Source organism: Pseudoxanthomonas sp. UTMC 1351, from assembly GCF_040948865.1.
Classification (GTDB): Bacteria; Pseudomonadota; Gammaproteobacteria; order Xanthomonadales; family Xanthomonadaceae; genus Pseudoxanthomonas_A.
Map to the genome: position 1 here is coordinate 289,994 of NZ_JAVGJT010000008.1, position 24,678 is coordinate 314,671.

The window sequence follows — 24,678 nt, forward strand, 5'->3', positions numbered from 1 at the left end:
GGTTGGGAACACTGCGTGCGCTCAACGGACCTGAGTGCAGAGATATTGCTTCGACCCTGACGTCAGTCGCGAACGTGATGGCCAGTCAGTCGACGATCGAGCGGCGAATAGCTTCCATAAGCTCATTCATCAACTTCAGCTTCGACCTCTTCTCGGAGCTCGCATGTTTGAGCCCGGAACTCCAATTGCAATGCGACCGAAACAAGGCACTTAGTGTTAGGCGTCTTGCGAAACACATGAAGTTCGCCAAGAACAATGCTGCGCCGACGATCCCCTCGCAGGTCCTAAACGGGGTGCAGCAAGCAGCCCTCCAGGACATTATTAGTCCGGAGTCGGATCTCAACCCCTTCAAGAAGCGCCACGTCCGTGTAAGGAATCAGTGCCTAGTTCAGGTCATGCTTGAGACTGGTGTTCGAAGGGCTGAGCTTGTACTGCTGGAGCTCGCTGATGTTTACCTAGGCGCGTCACCAACCATTAGGATCAGATCATCCATCAACGCCGGCGCGAGATGTCGAAGAGATGGTGCCAGTCCCAAAACAAGATCCCGCACAGTTCCAATCACCTCGAAGCTAGCTCGCCGGCTTTCAGGTTATCTGGAACGCGAGCGACTTGAGTTCACGCAGAGAAATCGGCTCTCAGTCCATCTATTCCTTAGTGAGCTAGACGGCCAGAGGCTATCTGTCACTGCAGTGAACCACGTCCTGCGGAAGCTGGGATCAGCAGGAGTCTTTGCGAAAGGAGGCACAAGGCTGCACCCTCACGGGATACGAAGCACCTCCGCAACGGAGGCCCGACGCCTGATGGACGCGGCAGGGAAAGCATCTCACTCCGAACTAGAAGAGAGCCTCTCGTACTTCGGAGGATGGGCGCCTGGAAGCAGGATGGTGAGGCGTTATACCCGCGAAGCGGTCTCTGAAAAGGTCGGAAGGCTGCTTCGAGAGGAGCGTCGCAATAATGATGAATAGCCTGAATGCCATAACTGCCAGGGCCTCTGAGTGGGTGGATCTGGAGCTAGATCCTCTTCCCGCATCTATCGTCACGCCATTTGGACAACGAATTGAACTGTCAGAGAGGTCTGGAAAAATACCCAGGTCAATTGTCTTCGAAATCGTAGGGATAAGGTCAGTTCAAGCCCCATGGAGAAGGGCCTTCCATAGCAATCCCTATGTTGATTGGATTGTGCGTTCCTATCTACTTGATGACCTCCAGTCGAGAGTTTCGCCGACACAACTGCCCTCAATGCGGCGCTGGCTAGGAAGGCTGAAATGCAGGGACAGAGATCCTGAAAAGGTAGCCAGAAGCATCTTCAAGTGGGCCAAGGAGTTCAAGCCTGCGGAGCCAGCTACTGACCAATACTGCGCGTTTCTTGTTTGTAGAAGAATTTACGATTGGGGTCTGTCTGAAGGGCTGCCTGGATTTGACGAACACTACGCGGATGTTCTTTCTGACCTGACCCCTCTTGCGGCATCGAGTGACCATCTAGTCTCCATGCGAGATGTCATAGATGGTCCCTTCACAAGAGCTGAGCTGCATCTGATTGAGCTGGGTCTCAGGAGGCATCCGGACGCAACAAAGCGCCAAATCGGAGCCTTCCTTCTTGCCCGAGACTGGGGGCTCCGGCCTGTGCAGATGTCGCTGATGACGGTTGACGACATCGACAAGGATGAGTTGGGGCCCTTCGTTAGAGTTTGTAGCGTCAAAGGCCAGAAGAGATCCAAGCTTCGGCGATGGCACGCCAACAAAGTCAAGCGCTACATCGCTGATGACACATACGCTGCATTGGTGGAGCTTGCGCTAGAAGCTGAGCTTGCCGTTAGCAAAGTCCGCGAGAATGTCCGTGAACTAGCTGGCTCCGTTGCCGATGAGTTAAAAACCCCATTATTTCCTGTTCGCTCGCGTTCGGCTATCAGCCTACGGCGCATGACTTCTCAGGGAAGCCTCTTGCCATACGCGATGCATGCTTTCTCTCAAAGCGTTGGGAGTGAGATTAGAGCACTTACCCACCTGTTGAAGATTGATAACCCTAGAGCATCTCTTCTTGGCGATCCGGACAGAACGTTACGAATCAACTGCCAGCGCTTGCGACGAACAAAAGGGACGAGCATGGTCCTAAGTGGCAGCAGCATTGAAGACGTCGCGGAGGCCCTCGATCATGAAAATACGGCCAGCGTAAAGCACTATTTCAGATACAACCGCGATCTCCATGCACTAATCAATCAGACGTGCACTAAAAGCCCGGAGATCGCTGCAGCAGTTCGAATGTGGGAAGGTCGGATTGAACACAGAGCTACTTCGGACACGCGGTCGTTTGTTGCTAGTCTGGGTGGATGCACGTTAGAGGGAGTGTGTCCCCATCACCCTACGGTAAGTTGCTATGCATGTCATGCATTTAGGCCGTGGCGGGACGGTAACCACGAAGAGAGCTTGCGCAGCATAGATTCGCTGGCAGGCAAGATCTCGCAGGGCTCATCGGGACCGCTAGTGCTCCAGCTTGAAGCTGCGGCCTATGGAGCGCGCTCCCTGATCCTCGCTCTAACAGAGGATTGTTCAAAATGATCGGGCATAGCTCGCAGGACGTAGTCGAGATCTTACTGGCTGAAGCAAGAGAGGACTTCCAAAGACTCGTAAATGGCAGGACGATTCAGGGGGAGTTTTATGGCTCCTGGAAGTATCGCGGCCAGCTGCTTCACTTCAAAAAGTACACAGAAGGCGATAGAGCAAAGTACGAGAATAGGCACTCAGAAAGTCTGAGCAGTACAGGCGAAAGAATCGCGCGACTGTATGTGCTTGCGGAAATCTGCAAAGGCCTGTCTTTCCAAGCAATCAATCAACGTCTCTTAATGGTTCGACGCTTGGACGCCATAGTCTTGAAGTCCGGTGTGGCGTGGAACAACCTCACGGCTGGACTGCTCAACAGAACCGTATCCGAGCTGCCAGATAAATATACGGGCAAGACAAAGTACAACCGCGCGCGTTCTCTAGTGCATTTCGCAGGATTCATGAATGGGTTGATCATCGAGAGGGATGGGCAACTTCAGAGATTCAATAGGCTATTCATATCTTGGAAGCCAGGGCTAAAAATTGACAATGAGACTCCAGGCGAAATTGCTTCCGAGAGCCACAGGCGGTCTTCAAACGTTTACGAACCGGAACTCCACCAAGCAATCGCGCGTGCACGCCGGGCAGTTCTTGACGACCCGTCTCTTGAGCCGAAAGAGGGATACGATCGGTTGAGAATCGAGCCCTTGGCGTTCAGCTTGGCTCTAGGAATCCGCGTCGGTGCACTTCTCAAGCTCCCGATAAACGCCGTCGAAAGGGAGAATATGGGTGGCGATTCCTTTGTAAGGGTGCCTGCTCTCAAGGGCGAAGACCCCCAAGTGATGGCTGTTCCCGCGATATGGGATGGCGCCATCTGGAGCGCATACTGCTATCTGCTTGAAGCTTGCGCTGAACCCCGCGCGCGCGCGGCGGAGATCGAATCCAACGGCTTCCAATTCTTATTAGAGAAACTCTCATCGCATCGGCGTGCCGCGCCGCTCAGCCACAACGCCAAGTTGCAGCTCCAGGCTGCAAGTCTAGATCCCAAAGACCACTACTTTGTCCAAGAGATAGATGACTGCCTTGGATTGTCGCGGAGAGAGTTCCTAGGAGTGTACAGGTCCAGTGCAGTAAGGATCGCAGAAGTCACCCCCTCGGCTCTTGTGGTATGGATTGACCGGCGTATCGAGCAATGGGATTGGCAACTGTTTCGATGGCCAGCGATAACAGGAGGCCCTTCCGTCTGTAGCGTGTGTAAGTTCTCTGGAGCCTCCAAGGTGACAGTGAATAAGTCACCGTATGCGCAGGAACTTCGCTGCTTTCTGAGAGCCCTCAATCTTGAGGGGACGGCAAGAGATGCAGTACCGTCCGCGGCCGAGCGTGCCAAGTGGTCTGAGTGGTGGGTTAAGGTCAGAAAAAAAATCCTGTCTCATTGGCAGAGGTCACCGGTCCTCGCCGTCGACGTGCGCCTCCTAGTGGAAGCTCTGAAGGGGCAGTACGAGGATGCACTTGAGCGACATTTCGAGGATTCTCTTGAGGAGAGCGACGGAAAGATCAGATCCGTCCGCCAGATGAGAAGTGTGAAGCCCGGAGCGAGAGGAAGGCTAAGTGAGCACTTGATTGTCGTCTGGGACAAGCAATTCAGTGCACGCGCAAAGGTGGGCATACTCCCTATGCCCCTCTTTCGAAGCCAGATCTATTCTTACCTATCTGCGAGTTCCGACAAGACCACCGTGTTCGAGCGTCTTGACATACGGGATGACCAGGGCCTGCACTACTCCTTCGCGCCCCATGCCATTCGCCGCTGGGTTACCACAGCAATGCTCAGGTGGGGAACGTCACAAGACTCAGTAGACCTTTGGATGGGAAGGCAAGTAGGGAAAGCGAGGCAATACGACTACAGGACGCCAGCAGAGAGAGCGGAGAAGCTACGAGAGCTCTACATTTCGCCAGTTAGCCCACCTGACGATTTTCTAGGAAAGAAAGTGGTTGAATGGAGGAGCCGAGGCCTCAAAGATGTCGAGATCCATGCCATGGTCGACAGCAAACTTAGAGCAGTTCACTTTACGCCGTGGGGAAGCTGTTCGCGTGATCTATATGTCTCGCCTTGCGAGAAGGGTCTGATGTGCCTTCGTGGAAACACAGCTGGAGGGCTATGCAAGTCATTTCATATCAATACCCATGATATGGACGCGAAAGCTGAGATCGAGCGGCTAAGGTCCGAACATGTACGGTTACTTGAGACAATTGAACCGAAGGCGGCGCTTCTGCGGAAGAGAATGATTGCGGATCTAAACTACGCTGAGCCGCTAGATCAACATCTTAAGTACATTATCGATGTCATAAACGGTTGTGAGGAGGCTTTGGCTGCATATGACAGAGCTGCTCTAGTCCCTGAGTTCCAGCATGCTTCTGCGTAGAGGCCCTGATCAATGAAAAATCCAAACTGGAAGCTCACAGTATCGGTCGTCCTGGACGATCTTGAGAGGCATCGTGGTGAGGGAGTTCCAACGCTTGACGAGCTTGCCTCGAACGTAGGCGTGTCACGTCAAACCATATGGAGGCACAAAGACATTGTGGAGAGGCTCACGGCCATCCGAAAATCTCGTCTTGGCACTGGACTAGGAACTAGGCGGCGAACGGTCAATGAGCGAATTCGAGCACTAGAAGCTGAAAACGCTGAGCTGAGGGAGGAGAACAACAATCTCCTTTTGAACTTCATGCGAGTAGCGCAGAGGCTGAAAGACATGGGAGTCGATCCATTCAAGATTTTGGGTCCGGGATCGCGTGATCCGACCAGATTGTCTGCTGAGCAACTCGAATAGCGGATCATCAAGATCTGTCCGCATAGCTTGCTATCGCATGGCGTGGATAGGCCGGATTTTGCTTGAGAACAGTTAGATGTCGGCCCTTTGGAGCTGACCCTGCTCTGGATAGAGGGGCCGGTGCCTAAGCTAAGCCACGCCGTAAAGCGGCGTCGGCTTGGATGAGCTGGGGTGCGTTCGGCACTAGGGTGCGATAAACCAGGTCAGCGGTCATTTTTTGACTCCTTTCGAGCTACTCAGAAGGACGGGACGAAAGCATCTTCTAAGTAGTTGAACGCCGTTCCAGCGGGACAACGGACATAGCTGTCCAGGGGTGAAATCCGATCGCGCAGAGGCAGGTCAGCAGCCGAGAAACCCGCTCCTTCTTGGCGCCACGGATCTCACTAATAGTCGTCAGCCCAGAGCGAGAGCTCCGCTCAGACCGGCCTCGACGAAGCGACACCACCTAAACCGCTCTCGCAGTTCGCCCCACGTCATACTATCGGCGAATGTCCACTTCTGAATCCGATACCGCCGCATAATTCACACCGTGAATTAGGCTTTGGAACTTCATTTAGATAGTTGCCTGATCTCGCCCACCTCCGGTGGTTACGTGGGGAATAGACCAAGCCGTTACTAAAAGCGTGCTAATTGCTGGGTCAGTAACGCCATGCTCGGGCCATTGAACTCGAGCGCGCCTATCTAGTCCTTCTTTTTTGCTTGTTTTAGCCACAGGTGAAGTAGCGCGATAGCACCTGGAGCGGAATCGCTAACTGAGCTTGGATAAAGGAAGCTCCGAGAGTGATAGGACGACGAAACAACGGATCGAAAGTTCTTGGCCCTTTCTGGCAACTGATTCGTCTGCCAGGGATCTGGTTTACGCTTAGCGCTGGCCACCAAGAATGGATATAGATGTTCTTCGACTGTCGATCCATCGCGGATATAACCCATCATGATGGCTTCTCGACTTGCCCATGCGTACTGGCCATTCACAAAACGAGATATTCCCTTGCTGCAGTAAAGATCCATGCCCTTACCGGATGCATGATCGATGATCTTGCATTCTACGATTACTGGAAACGAAGGGTGCTTTCCAGTGAGGTAGATTGATAGGTCGGGCCTCTTCTCCAAGTGCGCGCCATCAAAGCTCAACGACTCCTTACCCCGCGCGACAGAAGTCACGAGTTGCGACCAGAGTGGATCGACTTTCCAAAGATTATTTAGCCGTGATTCAATGAGTGCATTGATCTCGGCTTCATTACCTTCGACAACGATCTGACATCCTTCGTCGAGCAGTTCTGACCAAACGCGAGCCACAGTCTCCATGATGACATCGAGATGCGCATCGGCTATCGGCTCAAGTGGAATAGACTGACCCCGAGTAAGCTCAGAAACATGATCTACGCGTGCGCGTATGGCCAAGCTCATTTGGCTTCCTTGCCAGAGAGAAAGTCGATGTGATCCCATATGATGCGCCGTGCGGCGAGTCGCGCCTGACTCGGGCTCCAGTAGCGTGCTTGGTTGAGACGGCCGAGGATGAGGCTATCGGTTTCCTTATCAAAATAAGTTAGCTCTGTTGCAGAAAGTTCGTCGGCAAGACGGATTGCTTGCGCCCAGTCGGCGGGTATGGCGTTCGCACTTGTCGAATGACCAGTGCGACTGAGCAGAATGAAGCGCCACGGTGACAACGGGGGCATCTGAAGCGGGTGAACAGCCAACGGCCTATCAAATCGTTGGCACCAAGGTTGGAGCTCTGCTTGGATCTTTCTATTAAAAGCGCTGTGCTGTGCCGCAGTCACAGGAGCTTGGCTTGCCTTTACATTGGCGGCGAAGGGGAGGCGATACCGCAACGTGTCGGAAATCGTTTCGACATCATCGGAAGTCAAGCCGAACAGTGAGCCGACCCAGCGATCGACTTTCCGCCAGCCGATTTCATCGTCGTGGTGGACGAGCGAATCGAAAAGAGAAACCGCAGTATTCCGATCCTTTGGTGAAAGATCCTCAAATACTGGGACCGGTATCTCGTCGATAATGAACTTCTCAACGACTTCGCGCTCAAAGCCAAACCGTCCACTGGTGATGAGTGCATGCCAAAGCGCAATCTTACTGCCGATGACCAACGCCAGATACCGCGCTAGTGCGTCGCTGTGCTCGTGTTCATGAGTGCTATACCCATGATAGCTCTGATTGAAAACAACGCTATCGAGCGAAACCGACGTTCTTATTCGACCATGATCTACAGGAGGAGACTCTCGAACTAGCAGAAGGGGCCCTTTGAACAATAGCGCGGGGCGGGGATCATGAATGCGAGGGGCCTTGAACTTCTTAAGAGCCGACACATCGATCAGCAAACCTGTTTCAAGTTTGCTGGGGAGCTCAGGTAGACGATGAAGATAGGATGCCGACGCCCCCGGCAGCTCTGCTCCTTTCCGGACGCGACTACTAGCGCGAATGCTTTGGTACCCGTTTCCGGTATGTTTCGCCCTCCCGCGATGCTCGCCGAAAAGTGCACGCCAGTACTGATCAAGAGTGGAGAATCCTTTTTCAGCGATCCTGTCATATAGCTCTAGATCTAGTCGCGTTCCTCGGAACAAAATCTTCAAAAGCTCCGGGCGTCGTCGCACGTCCTCAGTAGTTACGATTTCTGCATTGGCCGCGTCTATTCGCCAAGCGCCATTTTGGTTAAGCGGGCCTTCGGGATGCGGGCTTGTGAAGCGGAAGCCCGCACCCGCTGAGGGCACTGTATTGCGTGCGAATAGTAGACAGAAAGGCGCGGTTATCTCAGGCCATACACGTGTCTTGCGTAACTCCGTGCCATTCACCACCCCTGTTACATCGAGTGCCCCGAACAGCGCATTTCGCGCTGCCGGCATGGTCTCCCCGCGCTGAAACAGCAGCCGCGCATGCAAGGCAAAGGCGATCTGCCCATTGGGACGCGCCCACTCCATTGCACGCCAAACGAATGGGAGGTCCAAAACCTCGTTTGGTATCGGCGCCCGAATCTGCTCATCAACGAGTCTTTCGCGAGCGATGCGCGTAATATCTTCTTCCAGCAATGGCCAGTCCGATAGCTGGGTGGAAGTGGCCCAAGGCGGATTGCCGATCACCAGATCGTAGGCGGCAAGGTGTTCGGGTCCGACTTTACCAAGACTTCCTAGATCCCCTGATCGAACGCCTTTGGTTAGCTCTCCAAACTTACGAAGCACCGCCGGGCGTAGATCTTGAAACCGTAGTTTTTGAAGGGGCTCGGGGTTGGGATCCAGTTCGATCGATATTAGATACAGTCCGAGTGCTGCAAAGCGCAGCGCGGATTCGTTAATGTCAAAGCCCGTTATTTGGGTGTACAGAATCTCTCGGAGGATTTCGGTTCCGGGTCGCTGTCCGTCATGACGCCAGCGTTCGCCTACGAGTTGACGAAAGGCTGTCAGCAGGAAGACGCCTGCCCCTGCCGCAGGATCTAGTACCCGTACCTTATGCGTAGCACCCTCACGACCGAGTGCCGAGAACGAGGCTCGCACCATCAGGTCCGCGATGTGCCGAGGCGTGTAGTAGCCCCCCTCCTTACGTTGCTTCTCTGGTTCGTGATGACTCAGATACCGCTCATATGCTTGGCTGAGAACGCCAACTGGAATATGCGCGAAGTCCAGCATTCCCCATTTTTCCTGCCAGCCAAGTTGGAGCTGGCCACCGGGAGCGCGGCGCAAAATCTGGCCCAGAATGCCTAGTGCTTTCTCCGGAAGCGACTTTATCGTTGCCGCCGTTAGCGGAAGGAAATCGCCGTTGAAGGTTTGATCAAGCCAAGCCGACGTGGCCATGGCGGCTGGAATCGTGTCAAAAAGCGCCTCGGCTCCATCAGGTGAGAATGTGCATACGGACTGAGGCAATATGTTTCGATCCGCCAGGAAGCGAACGAACAAGGCTCGTCCTACCAGAGAAATTGCGTCGTTGTCTGCGACATCCAGCTCCGCCAGTTCATCCAAGGCATTGGTTAGTAATCTGAGGATAATGTCGCTGATCCAGCGACGATTGGCTGAAAGTTCTGGTCGAAGATTGCCGAGATAGGGTATTACTATTCGTCGATCCTCCTCCGCGTTGCCTATCGGTACTTTGGCCTGTGAAACATCCCCATCCAATCCCACTCGATAAATGGTCATGGAACCGGGCGATACCACCGCCAGATAGGGGGCATCTCCTCGCATCGCGACTAGGCGACGGATCCTGCCGAGCCGCTGACTATCTCCGGCGAGTAGCGATCCATCGACTATAAATAAGAGTGGCCTGTCCTGCCATTCATACACGCCACCCAAAGCAGCGAGGTCAGGATCCCCAGCTGCCCGCGCTGCAGTGATCGTCGCGTAAGGGAGCAGTTCCGGCATGTCGGTATCGAACAGCAAGAATGATGCGGGATCGCCGCCGTACTGCTGAAGGGTGTGGTTGACGCTAATCACGAGCAGTTTCCATGTTGTGTGCCGCCGGTACCCCCAACGAAAAGTGATCTTTCCTTCCAATGCACAGAGAGCGGAAGGTAGTGAGGTCTTGTTTGGCCTGTCGAAGCTCAGGCCATGGCGCTTGTGCGCTCCACTGTTGCAGGTAGGCTTGATGGATCAAAACTCCACCTCCACGGGTTCGTTGATCAAGAGCAACCAATCGGGCGCTTTCTTGAAATGCTCCATAAGTGATGGAAGCAAGGGTTTGATGGAGGGGTCTAACATTACTGTGGTCTTAGCCTTTTTCACGAATGGGCGTAGCGCCTCGGCCTGAAGTACGTGTTTCGCTAGATCGAGCATATAGCCGAGGCGCCGCACGGATGAGTTTTCGTAGTGAGTAGCTATCTCGGCCAAACGATCAGGGTTGGCCTTCTTTCCGAGATCTTTGACTATCTGGGCGAATCCGTTGATGCCGCCAGCCTTGTGGAAATAGCGCGCACAATCGAGCAGGGTTGTCTCAATGCCTGCGACCTTGGCATAACCAGTCTCGCTTAATAGCTCGTCGAGCCATGGCCCTTCGTTTATCCGTTCAAACGTCCTTGGACTTTGAAAAATGAAGTCCAAGCGATGTTGTCCAATCTCGAAGTTGCGTACCTGACGAGGTACGATTACCTGGAACACCATAGCCGCTTGATTTGAGGCGCCATGAAAGGCCGCTGCGCGCAGCAGCGATACTCGGTAATCCAGGTCCAGATGTCTTACCAAAGGGTCGATCCAGCGTATTGGATCAGGCGCTCCAGCAACTTGGTCTTCGGGGCGTAGTATCAAATAGAAGCCGTGGCGCGGATTTGCCAAGCGTCGCTTCTTGATTAGTCTCGTGATCGCCGCGGTCAAAGCTGTTGAGCTACAGGCAAGTGCCGCCAGTGCTTCCTCACGTGCGAAGTACGAGCGGCCGAGGCCCATGCAATCGTCAATGTACTGTTCGAGGGCGACCATTCCCAGATCATATGCAAAAACCAATGACATATGTAGGTTTTCGCATATGGTTTGGGGAAGAATCGTCTCGTTCCGCTGTTGACTTTCTCAGCAACACAACAATATAGTTGTGTCATTGTCGAAACAGGGCAACCCGATGATTCCCACATTCCAGTCTTCGGGCCTCCTGCCACCGGGTATTCATCCGGCCACTTGGCATGAAATCGAACAACGCTTTGGATACAACCTGCACCGCAAATGGTTGCTGCAGGCATTAATGCGCGCACTCCGAGAACTCCGTGCTGCTGGCTGCTCGATCGCTTACTTAGACGGCAGTTTCGTTACGGCCAAAGAGCTGCCTGAAGATTACGACGCGTGCTGGAGCATAACGAATGTCGACCCAAGCCATCTTGACCAGGTGCTCTTGAAATTTGACGACGGCCGCCGCGCCATGAAGGCGAAATATTTCGGTGATCTGTTTCCGGCAGAGATAACAGAGGACGGTTCTGGGAAGCCATTCTTAGATTTTTTTCAGATCGACAAATCGTCCGGTGATTCAAAAGGAATCATATCGATCGACTTGCGGGGACTGCCATGATCAAGAACGAACGCCAGTACCGAATCACGAAGGCGCAGACACTCAACTTCGCGAATGCCCTTAATGACTTCGAATTGAAACCCGCCGATCATTTACATCCGATCTTACGAAAGGCACAGATCGATGCTGTACGAAGCCAATACAATGATCTTCAAACCGAAGTCAGGGAATACGAATCCCTTCTTAGAGAGAGGCCTGCCGTAATAGAGGCCCAGTCGCTGGAAGAACTTCCTGCCGCGCTTATCAAAGCGAGAATCGCTCTTGGGCTAAGCCAAAAAGACCTGGCCGAAAAGATGGGCCTCAAGGAGCAGCAGGTTCAACGTTACGAAGCTACCGAGTACTCCTCTGCCAGTTTGACCAGAGTCAAGGAGGTCGCTGACGCGCTGGGCGTTAGCGTTTCTGAGAGAGTTTCTTTGCCAGTTGAAGAGCCAACGCGAGACGCTTTCATCGCACGTTTGGATACCGTCGGGATCGATTCGGAGTTTTTGCAAAACCGCCTTCTGCCTACCACAATCTTGAGCGGCCTATACAGTGACGATCAAGAAACGCAGGGACATTCTGCGGCGCGTGCTTCAGATGTACTAGCCCGAGTCTTCAGGTGGTCTCCGAATGCGCTTTTCAGCGCGCAACCGCTTGCTTTTCCCCAGGTTGCAGCTGCTGCGGCGCGTTTCAAGCTGCCAGGCGGTGCCCATGGGCGCAGGTTAAACGCGTATATCGTCTGGGCGCACTACCTTGGGCTCGTTGTTGCTAATGCCAGTGGGCGTCTTCCCATGATGCATTTAACTCTCGATCCGGTAGAAATGCGTGCGAACCTGCTTGCCCGCGATTCCTCCATATCTTTAAGTTCAGTTCTCCACCATTTCTGGGACTGTGGGGTGCCAGTCATACCATTGGGCGATAGCGGCGCCTTTCATGGAGCCTGCTGGCGGGTAGGTGGGCGTAATGTCATTGTCGTCAAGCAAAAATCGAGATATCTGTCGCGATGGATATTTGACCTTCTGCATGAATGGCATCATGCAGGACAAAGTCCCGAAGAGGCCACTCATGCCTGGATTGAAGAGGGAGAGTTAACGTCTTCGCGACGGACGTCACCCGAGGAACTGGCAGCCAATAATTTCGCCGGGAACGTCGTCCTGAATGGCCTAGCCGAGGATCTCGTCCAGGAGTGCGTTAAAAACGCGCGTGGGAAGATTCCACTTCTAAAGTCGATAGTTCCAGATGTCGCGGGTCGCGCAGGTGTCGCTGTGGATTATCTCGCAAACTACTTGGCTTGGAGACTATCTTTACAAGGTTTGAATTGGTGGGGAGCTGCAAGCAATCTGCAAACTCAAACCGGTGATCCTTTCATGATCGCGCGGAAGGTCTTTTATGAGCGTTTCGATTTCGGGAGTGTCGATCCAGTGGATGCGCAACTACTGAATCGCGCTCTAGCCTACGAAGGGAGCGAGATAGATGATTGAGCCATTACAGCTTGAGCCGCTCAAAGTCACTTGCACAATGAGTGATTGTGAAGCTGATCTTCATTGCTTCAAGTTCTACGGACGCACGATGACGCCTGCCGAGCAGGGAAACTGTAGAAAATGCGGCATGTCGCTTGTGGACTGGGACCGCGTACATTCACGTGATTTCGAGGATGTGAACCACACGTTCTCTGAGCTCAGGCGCGAGTACATCCGTCACCATTTCTGGCACAAGGTCATCGATGAGAAGGCCGACAAGCATGCACGGCGCAAGGGACGTCTTCTTCTGCGTACCGCTGCGCACAATCGAGTCGTGAAATCGATAGGTGCCGAACAGCCTGTGCGCGACGGTCAGCAGACCCCGATGGAGGGAAACGTCATCTACTATGCCCAGCATGCTACTGCATGCTGTTGCCGTACGTGCGTGGAGTATTGGCACGCAATTCCAAAGGGGCGGGAGTTGACAGAACAGGAGATCGAATACTTTGCTGATCTCATCATGAGATACATCAGCGATCGTATGCCGCACTTGCGGGACGAACCAGAGAAAATACCAAGGGGGCGTCGCATCAATGGACCTGATCAAGACCGATAGGATCGAGAAGCGGATTGACACCCACAAGGCTGCAACCCATCTCCGTACGCTGGTTATCGACGTTGAGAAAGAGCGCGTCCTGATTGCGCGTCTGGCGGAATCCGAGCAGGCGCAGGATCTGAGCGTGCCTGCGAACTGTGGTGGGTTCGGTCGTATAAGGCATTTCAGGCGAGAAACGGCGGCGGGTTGGCCGGAGAATCCGCTTCCAATAGATCCGGCCGCTCAGGCCCTGCGCTCTAATCCGCCTGACGTGATCGAGGCGCAGGTTTTCCAGAATGCTGCGTGTGCATGGCGTTGCTGGTATTGCTTTGTTCCGTATGCATTGCTTGCCGGGAATCCCAAGGTCGGGGCTTGGCTATCGGCAGATGATCTCCTCGACTTATATCAAGCCGAAGAAACACATCCCCTCGTAATCGACCTGACTGGTGGATCTCCGGATTTGTCGCCGGAGTGGGTACTTTGGATGATGCGTGCGCTCCGCCGCCGGAATCTCGACAGCCAAGTATATCTTTGGTCAGACGACAATCTGAGCACGGACTACTTCTGGCGCTACCTCACTCTAGCGCAGAGGCGTGAGATCGTTGAATACCGGATGTATGGGCGTGTCGCATGTTTCAAGGGTTTCGACGTGGCTTCCTTTGGGTTTAACACGCGAGCCGAGCCGGAGGCGTTTGATCGGCAGTTTGAAATCATGGCTCGTCTCGTTGCTGAGGGTCTGGATTGCTACGCGTATGCGACATTTACCGCTTCAGAGTCTTCTGGCGTGGATTCATCTATGCGTGTGTTCGTAGATCGCCTACAGCAGATAGACCATAACTTGCCTTTGCGGACCGTGCCCCTCCGCATAGCAGCATTCTCTCCCGTAGTGCAGCGAATGAATGCCGAAAGAACACGAGCCCTAGACATCCAAGACGCTGCCATTTCAGCCTGGAATAACGAACTTCAAAATCGATTCTCACCGCTAGAGCTTATGCAGCCCATCGCAACGGTGCCGCTTGGACGCAGGGCGTCGTAAAGCGTTTGATCATTGGGTGGCGCAGACTGTGAAGTCTGCGCTCGCTTCGCCACGTACAGATTTCGCAGGCTTGACGTCCAGCTTGCCAGGTATCTATCCCGAGCACGTACTTCATGCGCTCAAGACCCTGCAAGGCGCGGAAGGAAACTCTGACATCGAGGCTCGCCGCTTGGTTGCATCGGCATCGTACGATATCAGCGTTCCTCAAGCCCCCAGCGGTCTATTAGGGCTCCTTCCGCCTCACCCGCTTGATTTCGAATGGCGTTTTGCGCCCGGCGCTATTCGCGAGTTGGCATTAATGATGCGTGAAGTGACGCCGCCACGGGGCAAAGTCGCATTGGTAGCAACCCCCACCTTTGCTGCGGCATTCAGATCGAGTAAGAACGGGCTGATGGTGGACTACTACGGCGCGGACGTAAGTGGGGACATGTGGTCTCCGGCGCTTGGTGGACGCTGCTTTGCAGTCGATTTGATGCGGAAACCGCGCCTCGGAGAAAGATATGCGACCGTTTTAATGGACCCTCCCTGGTATGAGGAGCACATCCCCAGGTTCTTGCATTTCGCGGCGGCTGCCTTGGGGGCAAATGGTCACCTTCTGATGGCCATGCCAGCTGTCGGAACGCGCCCGAGCATCGCTGAGGAAAATCAGAGGGTCTTGAGCGTAGCTGAAGAACTTGGCCTTGAATTGCTCTCAGTGTCGGAAGGATTAATTCCATATGAGACTCCCCCTTTCGAGCGAAGTGCTTTGCGCGCTGCCGGGATCAGGAATGTTGCTGCTGAGTGGCGGCGCGGTGATCTTTGGCTAATGCGTAAAGTCCGAGAGGAAAAAGCGGTGTGGCCGGGCGACGTAGCGTCTGAGAATTGGCAAGAGCTGCGATTCGGGCCGGTGCGAGTTCGGGTGGCGCCGATTTTCGGCCCAGAGGGTGCTGATCCTTCGCTCCACTCCATCCTTGAAGGAGATGTGCTGCCCACCGTGAGCCGTCGGGATTCACGGCGGGCTTTGGCCCGCGTGTGGACCACATGTAATCGGATATTCTCCTGCGAGGCTCCTGATCTGCTCCCGGCGTTGTTCCTGTCGGCATCAGGACCTAGTACCATACAGAGCCAAGGGATAGCGGCCGAGCAGCATGTCCGAAATCAGCTTTCAGACATCATCGAAAAAGAGCGACTCGAGCTCGGCTGGCCTTGCCCGCGAACCGCTGATGGCGAGGTTGGCTCGCGACCTTGAGCACGACCCGTTCTGGTCATCTATATTGGACGCTGGCGCTGGTAGCCAACCTAGGGACTGGTCGCTTCACGTTGCTGTATTTCAGGAGCCTTTCCTGACCTGGCTTCTCGATGGCCGTAAGACGGTCGAGTCACGTTTCTCGCAGAATCAGGTCGCTCCGTTTGGGGAAGTACAAGCTGGCGATGTGATCGCAATCAAGAAAGTTGGTGGTCCGATCGTCGGCATCTGCATGGTTGGGGCGACATGGAGCTATCGTCTGGATCCAAAAACGTGGCTGCAGATAAGGGACCGTTTTGCTCGCGTTATTTGTGCCGAGAACGACGAGTTTTGGGAAGCGCGCAGAGAGGCTCGCTTCGCCACACTTATTTCAGTAGATCATGTGCGTCCGACTTCGGATATCGCTTATCCAAAAAATGATAGGCGCGGTTGGGTGGTGGAACAGAACAGAATTGCTCAAGGGCATCTAAATCTATGGCCATAGTAGTCTGTTTTTCAGGCCGCATTGGTAGTGGAAAAACGTCCGTTTCGCGCGCGGTTGCGAATAAGATCAATGGTGTTTGGACGGGCTTTGGAGATTTAATGCGTTCCGAAGCAATTGCGCGGTTGTTGGACCCCGACTCCAGGGAAGTGCTTCAGGACCTGGGAGCTCAGTTAATCCAAGAGCACGGCAATACCTGGTTGTGCGAGCAGGTGATTGCCCGAGCGAAATGGGATGGAGCCAAGCCGCTCATAATTGATGGTGTTCGTCACGTGAGCATCCTTGATGAACTGCGTGGGTTGCTCGGTTCTCATCAGGTCCTATTGGTGCATCTGGATCTGCGAGATGGAGTGGAGCGTTCACGGGACCTAGATCAGATTTCGCGAAGTAGCGCTGAACAACATTCTACCGAGCAGGATGTCATTAAATCGCTTCCTCAACGCGCAAGCTTAATCGTTTCAGCAGACTTACCGTTAGAGCAAGTAGTTGACCAAATTGTTGAGTATCTGGACTCTCCGCTGACCTGAAGAGATGGCAAAATGTTAGCCCGAACAATGTGCCAACGAGACTAGAGTACAAAGCTGCTTCTGGTCGACAGGAAGAGTTATGTTGTTGCAGGGGCGCACGCTATGGCGGACACCTGCCGCCAGCTGGGCTGGACACCGCCGCCGGACGAACTGGACAGCGGCGGCAGGCTGGACGGACGACATAGCGGCTCTGAGCTAGGCGAGCTGACGCAAGTAAATGCATTTACCAGCCGAGCGCATTGATTGCGGCTCCGTTGGTGGCGATACTGCGCGAGCGGCCCTGGGGTGTGATGTGGGTCGCAGTCTGCAATCCCGGTGGGGGCCGGTGGTAGGCGCCATGCGTCTGCAGGACGCTTCTTATGGGTTGTTGTTGCCACCGTGATTTTCGCGCGGGTGACTGCCGGCGTGGAAAGGAGTTCCGCATGTCCGACCCATCGAACCCACGTGTTTCGCTAGGTGCCTCTGCCCTCCTGTTGTTAGTCGCGAGCGTCATCCTCGGTCCGTTAGGCGCATTTGTGTTCGACGTGATGGCACAGGTTACAGGTGGCAATCTTCCGGCCCGCCTTTTGGTCGCACCCGATCCGCTATCGGACTCGGTATCCGCTACGGCCGCCGCGTTTCGCGTGGACGAATCCGGTGCAGCCACCTACAGCATTCCGCTCTACGCCGTTCCCGGCACCGCAGGGGTGGCACCGCGATTGTCTTTAACTTATTCCAGCCAGGGCGGGCACGGTGCTTTAGGCAAGGGCTGGTCCATTGCAGGATTGTCGTCAGTCAGCCGATGCCGCGCTACGCGCGAAGCCGGCGATTTTCTGGGAGCGGCCACGCCTGACGGGAACCCGCGTCCTATCAATTACGGCCAGAGCGATCACTACTGCCTGGATGGCCAACGCCTGATACCGTCCACCGCGACCTGCCCTTCGGCGGGCGGCATGAATGGGGTGGCGCTGGCTACCGAGCTGGAGAGTTTCAGCCGGATCTGTGCCTATGGCGCGAACGGCAGCACAACGGGTCCTGCCTTTTTTACAGTTGAGCGTAAAGATGGCTCGATCAGCTGGTACGGCGATCGAAGCAGCAACACGGGCGGCACCACGCGGCCGGATGGTTACGTGGAATCCACTTCACCGTACCATTCCGGCCCAGCGCTCAGCTGGGCGCAGACACGCTTCCAGGATTCCACCGGAAACTACATCGATTACCTCTATAACGAGAACCCGGGCGCGGCAGGTACCGGTGAGATCCACATCCGTGAGGTGCGTTATACCGGACGGGTTGCACTCGCCGGCCAAGCCACCGGTGCGGTTGCCCCCTACGCCAAACTGCAGTTCAACTACACCACGCTGCCGGCAGCACAGTGGAGTTCGGGCTACCTGGCTGGTGGCCTGAATGCCACGACGCAGCGCCTGGAAAGCATTACCAGCTGCGCGACCTTGGCCTGCAACGGCGCCAGCGAACAAGTGCGCCACTACTTGCTGACCTATGCTCCATCACCCTCCGGCAGCCAACAAGACAGCATGGTGGGTTTGCAAGAGTGCCGGGACACCACAGCTTCGATATGTTCGGCGCCGACTTCATTTGCGTGGAGCACCGCCAGCCACAGCTTCTCCACATTTGAGACGCCAGCCAATCTGTCGCTGGAAACGGACCATTACAAGAATTTCAAGCTGGGTGATTTGAACGGCGATGGTCGACAGGACCTCGCGGTGCTGTATTTGGCCGGGACCGGTTGCCAAGGTGGCAGTTGGATCATCAGCATGCTCGGTACGCTAGATGGTGCCGGCCGCCCCACTTACAGCAACAGCACCTTCAACTGCATACCTGCCAACATCACCGCTCGCGGAGATGGCGCCTGGCACCTGTTCGACTACAACGGGGACGGGCTGGACGATCTGTTCGTCTCTAGTGTCACCGGCCAAGGCTGGCGCGTGCATCCGTCCAACGGCACGCACTTCGACATGACCACCAATCTGATTGCGAGTCTTTCGCCGGCAATTCCTTCCGTTGAATCGGAGGGATCGCAAGTTCAATTGGCAGACGTCAATGGCGATGGACTCACCGACATCTTCTATTTCAGCGCAGGAAACCTTCGTGCCCGCTTGATGGAGCGCCAGGGTTCAGGCTTTGGATGGGGGAGCGAACGTCTCACCTCGATCGATCAAAGCTCTATTGGCACAATCATTCAAGGTTGTGACGATCCGTCGAATCCCTATATTCGGGAATGCCATGTGGCGGTAGCAGGCGCACCCTCGTCTAAAACCGGTTTCATGCAGATGTACGACTTCAATGGGGACGCTGCTTCCGACCTGCTGTTTCATATCACCGCGCAGGCTGAGGAATGGATTGACGGACCGGGATGCACGATGGATTCCGCGATGTTGCGCAGCAAGGGGACCCAAGAAACGTTGGTTAGCCGTTACCAGAGTCCGGACGAGCCTGACGCTATTTTGGCCGATCCTTGTTGGCAGCGGGTGCGCTCGGATGGGCTGTATGCCTTTGCCGTAGACACTCTAGGTGCCAACGCCATTGTGCTCAAATCACACGGCTATGTGGCTAATGCCAACTCATACGCCATTGTGTTCGCGGACATCAACGGCGATGGACTCTCGGACCGTCAGGTGCGTAGCAGTTCCTCCAGCGAATGGACATACGCGATCAACACCGGGCGATTCTTCGCTGCAGGGGCGACCTTGCCGTTGGCTGACTATCGCGATCAAGTGCGTTTTGTCGATGTCACCGGCGATGGCCGAGCCGACATGCTGTATCTGGTCAACTACGGTAGCTACAAAGCCTATGCAATGCGGCGTGCGCTACCGAACGGTGAATTCGCCGCCGCCGCTGCCTTGCCCGGTGGCAACGCACGTCTTTGCCAAGGCAGTGGTTGTAACGAACAGCAGCGAGTACCGATCTTCGGCGACGTGGACGGCGATGGAAACCTGGATTTCCAGTCGCTCGATTTTTCCGGCAGCACCATCGGCTTGGCGTTTTCGCGTGGTCAACCGTTCCAACCACGCGATGTCATTACCGCTATCACCAATGGAATGGGTGCCCAAACACAGCTGCAGTACGCAGCACTGACCAACAATGCGGTCTATCGACGTGCTGCAGGTGCACGCAACAACACGAACTGGGGACGTGGTGCGCCCGTCCAGGACTTGCTGGCTTCCAGCTATGTGGTCGCGCGCACCTCCAGCAGTGCGCCGCGCACCGGGAATGCCGCGGCGATGGCCAGTCTGTACTACCGCTATGCCAATGGACGCATCCAAGCGGGCGGGCGAGGCTTCCTGGGCTTCGGCACCATCGAGACCATCGATCCAAACCAGTCCGGTGGACACGTCGTCACCACAACGCAATACGCACAGAATTTTCCGTTCGTCGGCTTGCCGGTACAGACGGTGCGAAAAGCGATCGGCAGCGCCTATGCGGCACCTGCCTGCCTGAGTGCGCCGGCGAGCAACACCTGCTTCAGTGGCCCGGGCAGTACGCATCCTGACCTGGGCGGCCAATGGTTCTCTAGCAGTGTGCAGAGTTGGGAGATGTCGCCGGGCTCGTTGGCCAGCCAAGCCCCCATCCATGTGCGCACCCAAGGCACAGAGGAGACGCTGCGCGATCCTTTCACGGGCGCCGTGACCAGCAAGATCGCCACCGCTTTCAGCTACGGCGGCCTCGGCAACGTCACGCAGACCGTGGTGGATACTTACACCGGGGCCGGCACGCTGACCGCCACCCAGATCACCCAGAACACCTACAGCGATGACACCGCCAACTGGCGCCTGGGTCGCTTGACGGCCAGTACCGTCACGCATCGCCGCCCGGGCTATCCAGACGTGGTGCGCACTGCCGGTTTCAGCTACGCCATGGGCGGCGCCGCCACCGGATTGCTGACCGAGGAGCGTACGCAACCCGGTGGCGCAGCCGATCAGGCGTTGGCCACTTCCTACGTCCTGGACGATTTCGGCAACCGCATCCAGGCGGTCACCTGCGCCGCGCCGGCCACGGCGTGTTCGGTCTCGGGTTTCGTATTCCGACCCTCCGCCGTCGATGCCTTACGTCGATACTCACGGATCGTATTCGACGCGCAGGGCCGATTCCCCGTGGCCACCTACGAGCCGTTCTGGAACGGCGCCGCGGGCGAGGAGCGCCGCACCAGCTACGTGGCTGCTCGCAACGAGTTCGGCGATGCTACTGAGGTGCGCGACGCCAACGGTGTGCGAAGCCTGGCCATCAAGGGCGCCTTGGGGCGCGATTACTTCGCCTGGAGCCAAACCAGGCCCGATGGCTCGCCGGGCAGCGGCGGCGCGAGCGGGCTGACCACCTACCGCTGGTGCAACGGCGTTGGTGCGGTGGCCTGTCCGGCCGGTGCGGTCTTCCGGCAGCAAGTCGCAGCCACCGCATCGCCCCGGCAGTGGACCTACTTCGATGTTTTGGGCCGACCCATCATGAAAGCGGGCGAGACCTTCAATGCGGGGGTGAACGATCAGGACGTGTCGGCCGTGTGCACCGAGTATGACGGCGTGGGCCGGGTGGCTCGAACCTCAAACCCATTTTTCCTACCGGGCACCAGCAGCCCCACGGGGCCGACCGATGTATCCGGCGCCTGTACCAGTGCCGGCAGGGCCTGGAGCACAGCCCACTACGATCTCCTGGGGCGTCCCACGCTCATGCAGGCCCCGGACGGCAGTCAAGTGACGTCGCAGTACGCTGGCCTGGTCACGATCACGACCGATGCACGCAACAACCCAACGTCCCGGACGCGCAACGGCAAGGGGGAAGTCGTGTCCACGCTGGACGCCAGCGGCTTTATCACCCAGTTCGCCTACCGTGCCGACGGAAACTTGGCCAACGTCACTCGCAACGTGGGCAATGGCGCGATTACCAACAGCTTCACCTACGACATGCTGGGCCGGAAGATTCAGCAGGTCGATCCAGACACCGGCACGACGATCTTCGAGTACAACGCATTGGGTGAGTTGATCGCGCAGATCGACAATGGCGGCTACCGCACCGAACACGAGATCGATGCGCGCGGACGCACTTGGCGGGTCACGGCCAAACTGCCTGGCGGCACGATCGAGACTCAAGCCAGCACCGAATACGACACACTCGCCCACGGGTTGCCCACCCTAGAATCCATCACCGGGCAGTACGCTGCCTGGTCCGGGCAGGCGGGCACCCAGGTCAATTACCAGCGGCGCTTCTCATACGATGCTATGGGCAGACCGACCGGTACGGCGGTCATGCTCGACGAAGGCATGTTTGACAGCCATGTGCAGTACGACGCCTTGGGACGGCCGTGGAAGTCTCGTGACGCCAGCGGACAGTGGAGCAAGACTGAGTTCGGGTCCCGGGGAGCGACGGCCACTTGCGCCAGCGACGACCTGGACAGCGCTCCTGCCTGCAACAGCGTGGCGGATACCTACACGCGAACACTGGCTACCGATGCCTGGGGCAATGTGGCGCGGGAAGTTCGCGGCGGACAATCCAACATGGAAGTGCGCCGCCAATATCACGCTTTGACTGGACGCATTGCCCAGATCTGCGCAGGCGATGCGAACTGCAATTTGATGCAGGAAGGCTACGCTTGGGATGCCGCTGGCAACTTATCCTCGCACCAGAAAGAAGGCCGCTATTTGGAGTCCTTCACCTACGACAGCCTCAACCGGGTAATCGAAGGACGACTGACAATGGCCAATGGCGGGTACGCCAACCAGGTGCTGCTGGCCAATGCTTACGACCAGCTCGGCAACATCTGCAGCAAGGACGGGCTGGGTTACGCCTATGCCGGCGCCGATGGATGTGTGGGTGCTCTTTCAATGGCGCAGGCCAGCGCCCCGACGCTGGCGGGCCCGGCATTACCTGCATATCAACGCTCGGCTGCACGTCAGCGTGTGCAGCCCGCATGGAACCGCGGCCAGCTGCATGCGCCGGAGAGCCGCTATCGCCGCTTCAGCGACGATCGCCCGAGCTGGGATAACGAAGACGATTCCTGGACGCTGGACGGGGGTACTGCCAATCCACGGTTCTGGGTTAAGCGACCAGCGAAGGCGAACCGATCAACGCGGGCTGCGTCCGGTCCGTTGATGGTGTCCAGTACATCCGCGCTGGCGATCAGCCAGGCGGCGATCTCCTCGATCGCCAATAGCCCGCACGCGGTCCGCCAGATCGGTACTGGTGCGGCGACGACGTTCTACTACTACGACGACCGCGGCAATCAAATCCTGCGCGATGCTCCGGGCACGGCGCAGGACCGCACGATCCAGTACAGCGCTGACGGTCGCGCCTACGAGATCCAGATGGGTAACGGGCAGCGGACCCGGTTTTGGTATGGACCGGATGGACAACGCTACAAGCGAGAGGAAGCCGGCAAGGTCACGCTTTACCTGGGTGGCGTGGAAGTCCTGATTCAGAGCGGTGTTCAAACTGCGCGCCGGTATGCCGCCGGGGTGGCGCTGCAAACCGTCAGTGGTGGAGTGGTACAAAGCACCCGCTATATGTTCCTGGATCATCTCGGAAGTTTGGTGCGCATCGCCAATACCGATGGCAGCATCGCTGAGTCGTTGGACTACTCCGCCTTTGGCGCACGTCGCGCCTTCAGCAATCCGGCCGGCATCGGCAGCGCCTCCAGCAACACTCCACGTGGATTTACCGGGCACGAATATGTGGATGGCATGCAGGTCACCCATATGAACGGGCGAATCTACGATGACCAGCTAGGACGCTTCTTGCAAGCCGATCCAGTGATCCAGGCGCCCACGAATGGTCAGAGCTGGAATGCCTATTCTTACACCCTGAACAATCCGTTGACCTATACGGACCCAACCGGAATGTTCTCGGTTGGCCGGGCATTGTTCAACCCCGGAGCGGGACTGATACGTGGCGCGATGCGAATGGCTGGGCCCAAGGTCAGCGGCCTGGCGGTGGGCGTCGGCTGCAGCTTCGTCCCCGGGCCCTGGGCTATCGCCTGCGCTGGCGGCGGTAGCTACGACATGGCGCGCACCTTCGGTGCGTCGCCCAAAGAAGCGCGCCGCGCGGCCGTCGCGGGGGCATTTACGGCCGCTGTGGGCTACGGCCTGGACTCCTACTACGGCGGCGAGATGACCTATGGCCGCGTGGCCATCACGGCATTGGCCGGCGGAATTGCAGCTGAGATGCAAGGGGGCAAGTTCGGTGACGGCTTCACGTCCGCTGGCATTACGGTGTTAGTAATGCCGCAGCTCGGCTATATCCAGAATGATTTCGCCAGAACCGTGGTGGGGGCTATCGTCGGTGGCACGATCTCAGAGGCTACAGGAGGGAAGTTTGCCAACGGCGCGATTAGTGGGGCGATTCAGGCCGCAATGACGCGAGCCCCGCCAAGGTACGGGCCAGGAGTTAAAGTTGGAGGTGACGCTACGGGCGACGGTACCGAAGGGGCACCTGAGTACTACATTGAACGCATCAAGGACGTGAACCAAAGACAGGGGTTCTTGAACGATCTTGCGGGCTCGGAAGGTATGGCAATGATCGAAGGCAATATCGTCTACACAGACGACTTTTATGCAGCTGATCCTAATGTGGCTGCTTATACAGATGGTTCAAAGGTGTATGTGTATGCCCCAGCTTTTAACCACAACTATTGGGCGATCGTCAGCATTCTCCAGCATGAGAACTCCCACTGGTGGCTTTTGAAACGTGGAGCCTATTACGGTGTCCGAACGCCAACTCGCCGCCAGTATGGTGATGCTGAGTACTACTCATTAGAAATGCAGGTAATCGATGAACAGATGAGCAATCCTGTATTCAAGTTGACGCCCAGAGCATTTCAGCAGGGTGTTCAGAACTACCGTTCCGAGAGCCGTGGAATCTTCAATTACGTTTGTAGTGCTGGTCAATCTGATTGCAGGGGGCTATATGGCAACTAACGCTCGCATCTATCTTTTAACTGTCGCCGCATTCTTTCTGACGTCATGCGTTAGCAGCTCAGCCAGTGACGATGCATGCCAGTTGGGCAATGTCTGCACACTTGTATCTGCTCATAAGAGCTATCTGGACCTTAG

Annotated in this window: 14 protein-coding genes; 11 read left to right on the top strand and 3 right to left on the bottom strand. The window is 56.2% G+C overall.

Annotation, left to right across the window (positions count from 1 at the left end):
- The first annotated feature begins 236 nt into the window (after positions 1-236).
- Genes AB6O04_RS07150 through AB6O04_RS07165 form a run of 4 tightly spaced genes read left to right on the top strand, consistent with a single transcriptional unit; the run spans position 237 to position 5,363 of the window.
- The gene (locus AB6O04_RS07150) at positions 237-965 is read left to right on the top strand and encodes a tyrosine-type recombinase/integrase (protein WP_368563137.1); all 729 of its coding nucleotides are present in this window, start codon (positions 237-239) and stop codon (positions 963-965) included.
- Positions 958-2,556 (top strand): hypothetical protein, encoded by a 1,599-nt coding sequence (locus AB6O04_RS07155; RefSeq protein ID WP_368563138.1) that lies wholly within the window; start codon positions 958-960, stop codon positions 2,554-2,556. Before AB6O04_RS07150 ends, AB6O04_RS07155 begins: the two co-directional genes overlap by 8 nt.
- Positions 2,553-4,958: a hypothetical protein gene (locus AB6O04_RS07160; protein WP_368563139.1), complete on the top strand. Its 2,406-nt coding sequence runs from the start codon at positions 2,553-2,555 to the stop codon at positions 4,956-4,958. The genes AB6O04_RS07155 and AB6O04_RS07160 overlap by 4 nt, the downstream gene beginning before the upstream one ends.
- Before the next feature lie 12 nt (positions 4,959-4,970).
- Positions 4,971-5,363 (top strand): hypothetical protein, encoded by a 393-nt coding sequence (locus tag AB6O04_RS07165; protein ID WP_368563140.1) that lies wholly within the window; start codon positions 4,971-4,973, stop codon positions 5,361-5,363.
- Positions 5,364-6,044: 681 nt separating this feature from the next.
- On the opposite strand, the gene AB6O04_RS07170 is transcribed toward AB6O04_RS07165, so the two are convergent.
- From AB6O04_RS07170 to AB6O04_RS07180, 3 genes are all read right to left on the bottom strand, one after another.
- Complete coding sequence (locus AB6O04_RS07170; protein WP_368563141.1) at positions 6,045-6,770, bottom strand: hypothetical protein; 726 nt, start codon at positions 6,768-6,770, stop codon at positions 6,045-6,047.
- On the bottom strand, positions 6,767-9,790 hold the full coding sequence (locus AB6O04_RS07175; RefSeq protein WP_368563142.1) for a class I SAM-dependent DNA methyltransferase: 3,024 nt from the start codon (positions 9,788-9,790) through the stop codon (positions 6,767-6,769). Before AB6O04_RS07175 ends, AB6O04_RS07170 begins: the two co-directional genes overlap by 4 nt.
- A gap of 156 nt (positions 9,791-9,946) precedes the next feature.
- Positions 9,947-10,765 (bottom strand): type IV toxin-antitoxin system AbiEi family antitoxin, encoded by an 819-nt coding sequence (locus AB6O04_RS07180; RefSeq protein WP_368563143.1) that lies wholly within the window; start codon positions 10,763-10,765, stop codon positions 9,947-9,949.
- 136 nt (positions 10,766-10,901) lie between these two features.
- Between AB6O04_RS07180 and AB6O04_RS07185 the strand changes: the two genes are divergently transcribed.
- The 7 genes from AB6O04_RS07185 (at position 10,902) to AB6O04_RS07215 (ending at position 24,543) form a co-directional block, all read left to right on the top strand.
- Complete coding sequence (locus AB6O04_RS07185) at positions 10,902-11,342, top strand: hypothetical protein (RefSeq protein WP_368563144.1); 441 nt, start codon at positions 10,902-10,904, stop codon at positions 11,340-11,342.
- Complete coding sequence (locus tag AB6O04_RS07190) at positions 11,339-12,802, top strand: helix-turn-helix domain-containing protein (protein WP_368563145.1); 1,464 nt, start codon at positions 11,339-11,341, stop codon at positions 12,800-12,802. The genes AB6O04_RS07185 and AB6O04_RS07190 overlap by 4 nt, the downstream gene beginning before the upstream one ends.
- A complete protein-coding gene (locus AB6O04_RS07195) occupies positions 12,795-13,397 on the top strand; it encodes a DUF4186 family protein (RefSeq protein ID WP_368563146.1) in 603 nt (200 codons plus the stop codon). Before AB6O04_RS07190 ends, AB6O04_RS07195 begins: the two co-directional genes overlap by 8 nt.
- Complete coding sequence (locus tag AB6O04_RS07200; RefSeq protein WP_368563147.1) at positions 13,375-14,412, top strand: hypothetical protein; 1,038 nt, start codon at positions 13,375-13,377, stop codon at positions 14,410-14,412. Before AB6O04_RS07195 ends, AB6O04_RS07200 begins: the two co-directional genes overlap by 23 nt.
- A 1,127-nt stretch (positions 14,413-15,539) precedes the next feature.
- The gene (locus tag AB6O04_RS07205; RefSeq protein WP_368563148.1) at positions 15,540-16,121 is read left to right on the top strand and encodes a hypothetical protein; all 582 of its coding nucleotides are present in this window, start codon (positions 15,540-15,542) and stop codon (positions 16,119-16,121) included.
- On the top strand, positions 16,112-16,645 hold the full coding sequence (locus AB6O04_RS07210; protein WP_368563149.1) for a hypothetical protein: 534 nt from the start codon (positions 16,112-16,114) through the stop codon (positions 16,643-16,645). Before AB6O04_RS07205 ends, AB6O04_RS07210 begins: the two co-directional genes overlap by 10 nt.
- 422 nt (positions 16,646-17,067) lie before the next feature.
- On the top strand, positions 17,068-24,543 hold the full coding sequence (locus tag AB6O04_RS07215) for a toxin TcdB middle/N-terminal domain-containing protein (RefSeq protein WP_368563150.1): 7,476 nt from the start codon (positions 17,068-17,070) through the stop codon (positions 24,541-24,543).
- Positions 24,544-24,678: the final 135 nt, after the last annotated feature.

What these genes read in the sequence shown, in the direction of transcription:
- AB6O04_RS07150 (WP_368563137.1), top strand. Translation starts at nt 237, where the DNA reads ATGAAGTTCGCCAAGAACAATGCTGCGCCGACGATCCCCTCGCAGGTC.
- AB6O04_RS07155 (WP_368563138.1), top strand. Translation starts at nt 958, where the DNA reads ATGAATAGCCTGAATGCCATAACTGCCAGGGCCTCTGAGTGGGTGGAT.
- AB6O04_RS07160 (WP_368563139.1), top strand. Translation starts at nt 2,553, where the DNA reads ATGATCGGGCATAGCTCGCAGGACGTAGTCGAGATCTTACTGGCTGAA.
- AB6O04_RS07165 (WP_368563140.1), top strand. Translation starts at nt 4,971, where the DNA reads ATGAAAAATCCAAACTGGAAGCTCACAGTATCGGTCGTCCTGGACGAT.
- AB6O04_RS07170 (WP_368563141.1), bottom strand. Translation starts at nt 6,770, where the DNA reads ATGAGCTTGGCCATACGCGCACGCGTAGATCATGTTTCTGAGCTTACT.
- AB6O04_RS07180 (WP_368563143.1), bottom strand. Translation starts at nt 10,765, where the DNA reads ATGGTCGCCCTCGAACAGTACATTGACGATTGCATGGGCCTCGGCCGC.
- AB6O04_RS07185 (WP_368563144.1), top strand. Translation starts at nt 10,902, where the DNA reads ATGATTCCCACATTCCAGTCTTCGGGCCTCCTGCCACCGGGTATTCAT.
- AB6O04_RS07190 (WP_368563145.1), top strand. Translation starts at nt 11,339, where the DNA reads ATGATCAAGAACGAACGCCAGTACCGAATCACGAAGGCGCAGACACTC.
- AB6O04_RS07195 (WP_368563146.1), top strand. Translation starts at nt 12,795, where the DNA reads ATGATTGAGCCATTACAGCTTGAGCCGCTCAAAGTCACTTGCACAATG.
- AB6O04_RS07200 (WP_368563147.1), top strand. Translation starts at nt 13,375, where the DNA reads ATGGACCTGATCAAGACCGATAGGATCGAGAAGCGGATTGACACCCAC.
- AB6O04_RS07205 (WP_368563148.1), top strand. Translation starts at nt 15,540, where the DNA reads ATGTCCGAAATCAGCTTTCAGACATCATCGAAAAAGAGCGACTCGAGC.
- AB6O04_RS07210 (WP_368563149.1), top strand. Translation starts at nt 16,112, where the DNA reads ATGGCCATAGTAGTCTGTTTTTCAGGCCGCATTGGTAGTGGAAAAACG.
- AB6O04_RS07215 (WP_368563150.1), top strand. Translation starts at nt 17,068, where the DNA reads ATGTCCGACCCATCGAACCCACGTGTTTCGCTAGGTGCCTCTGCCCTC.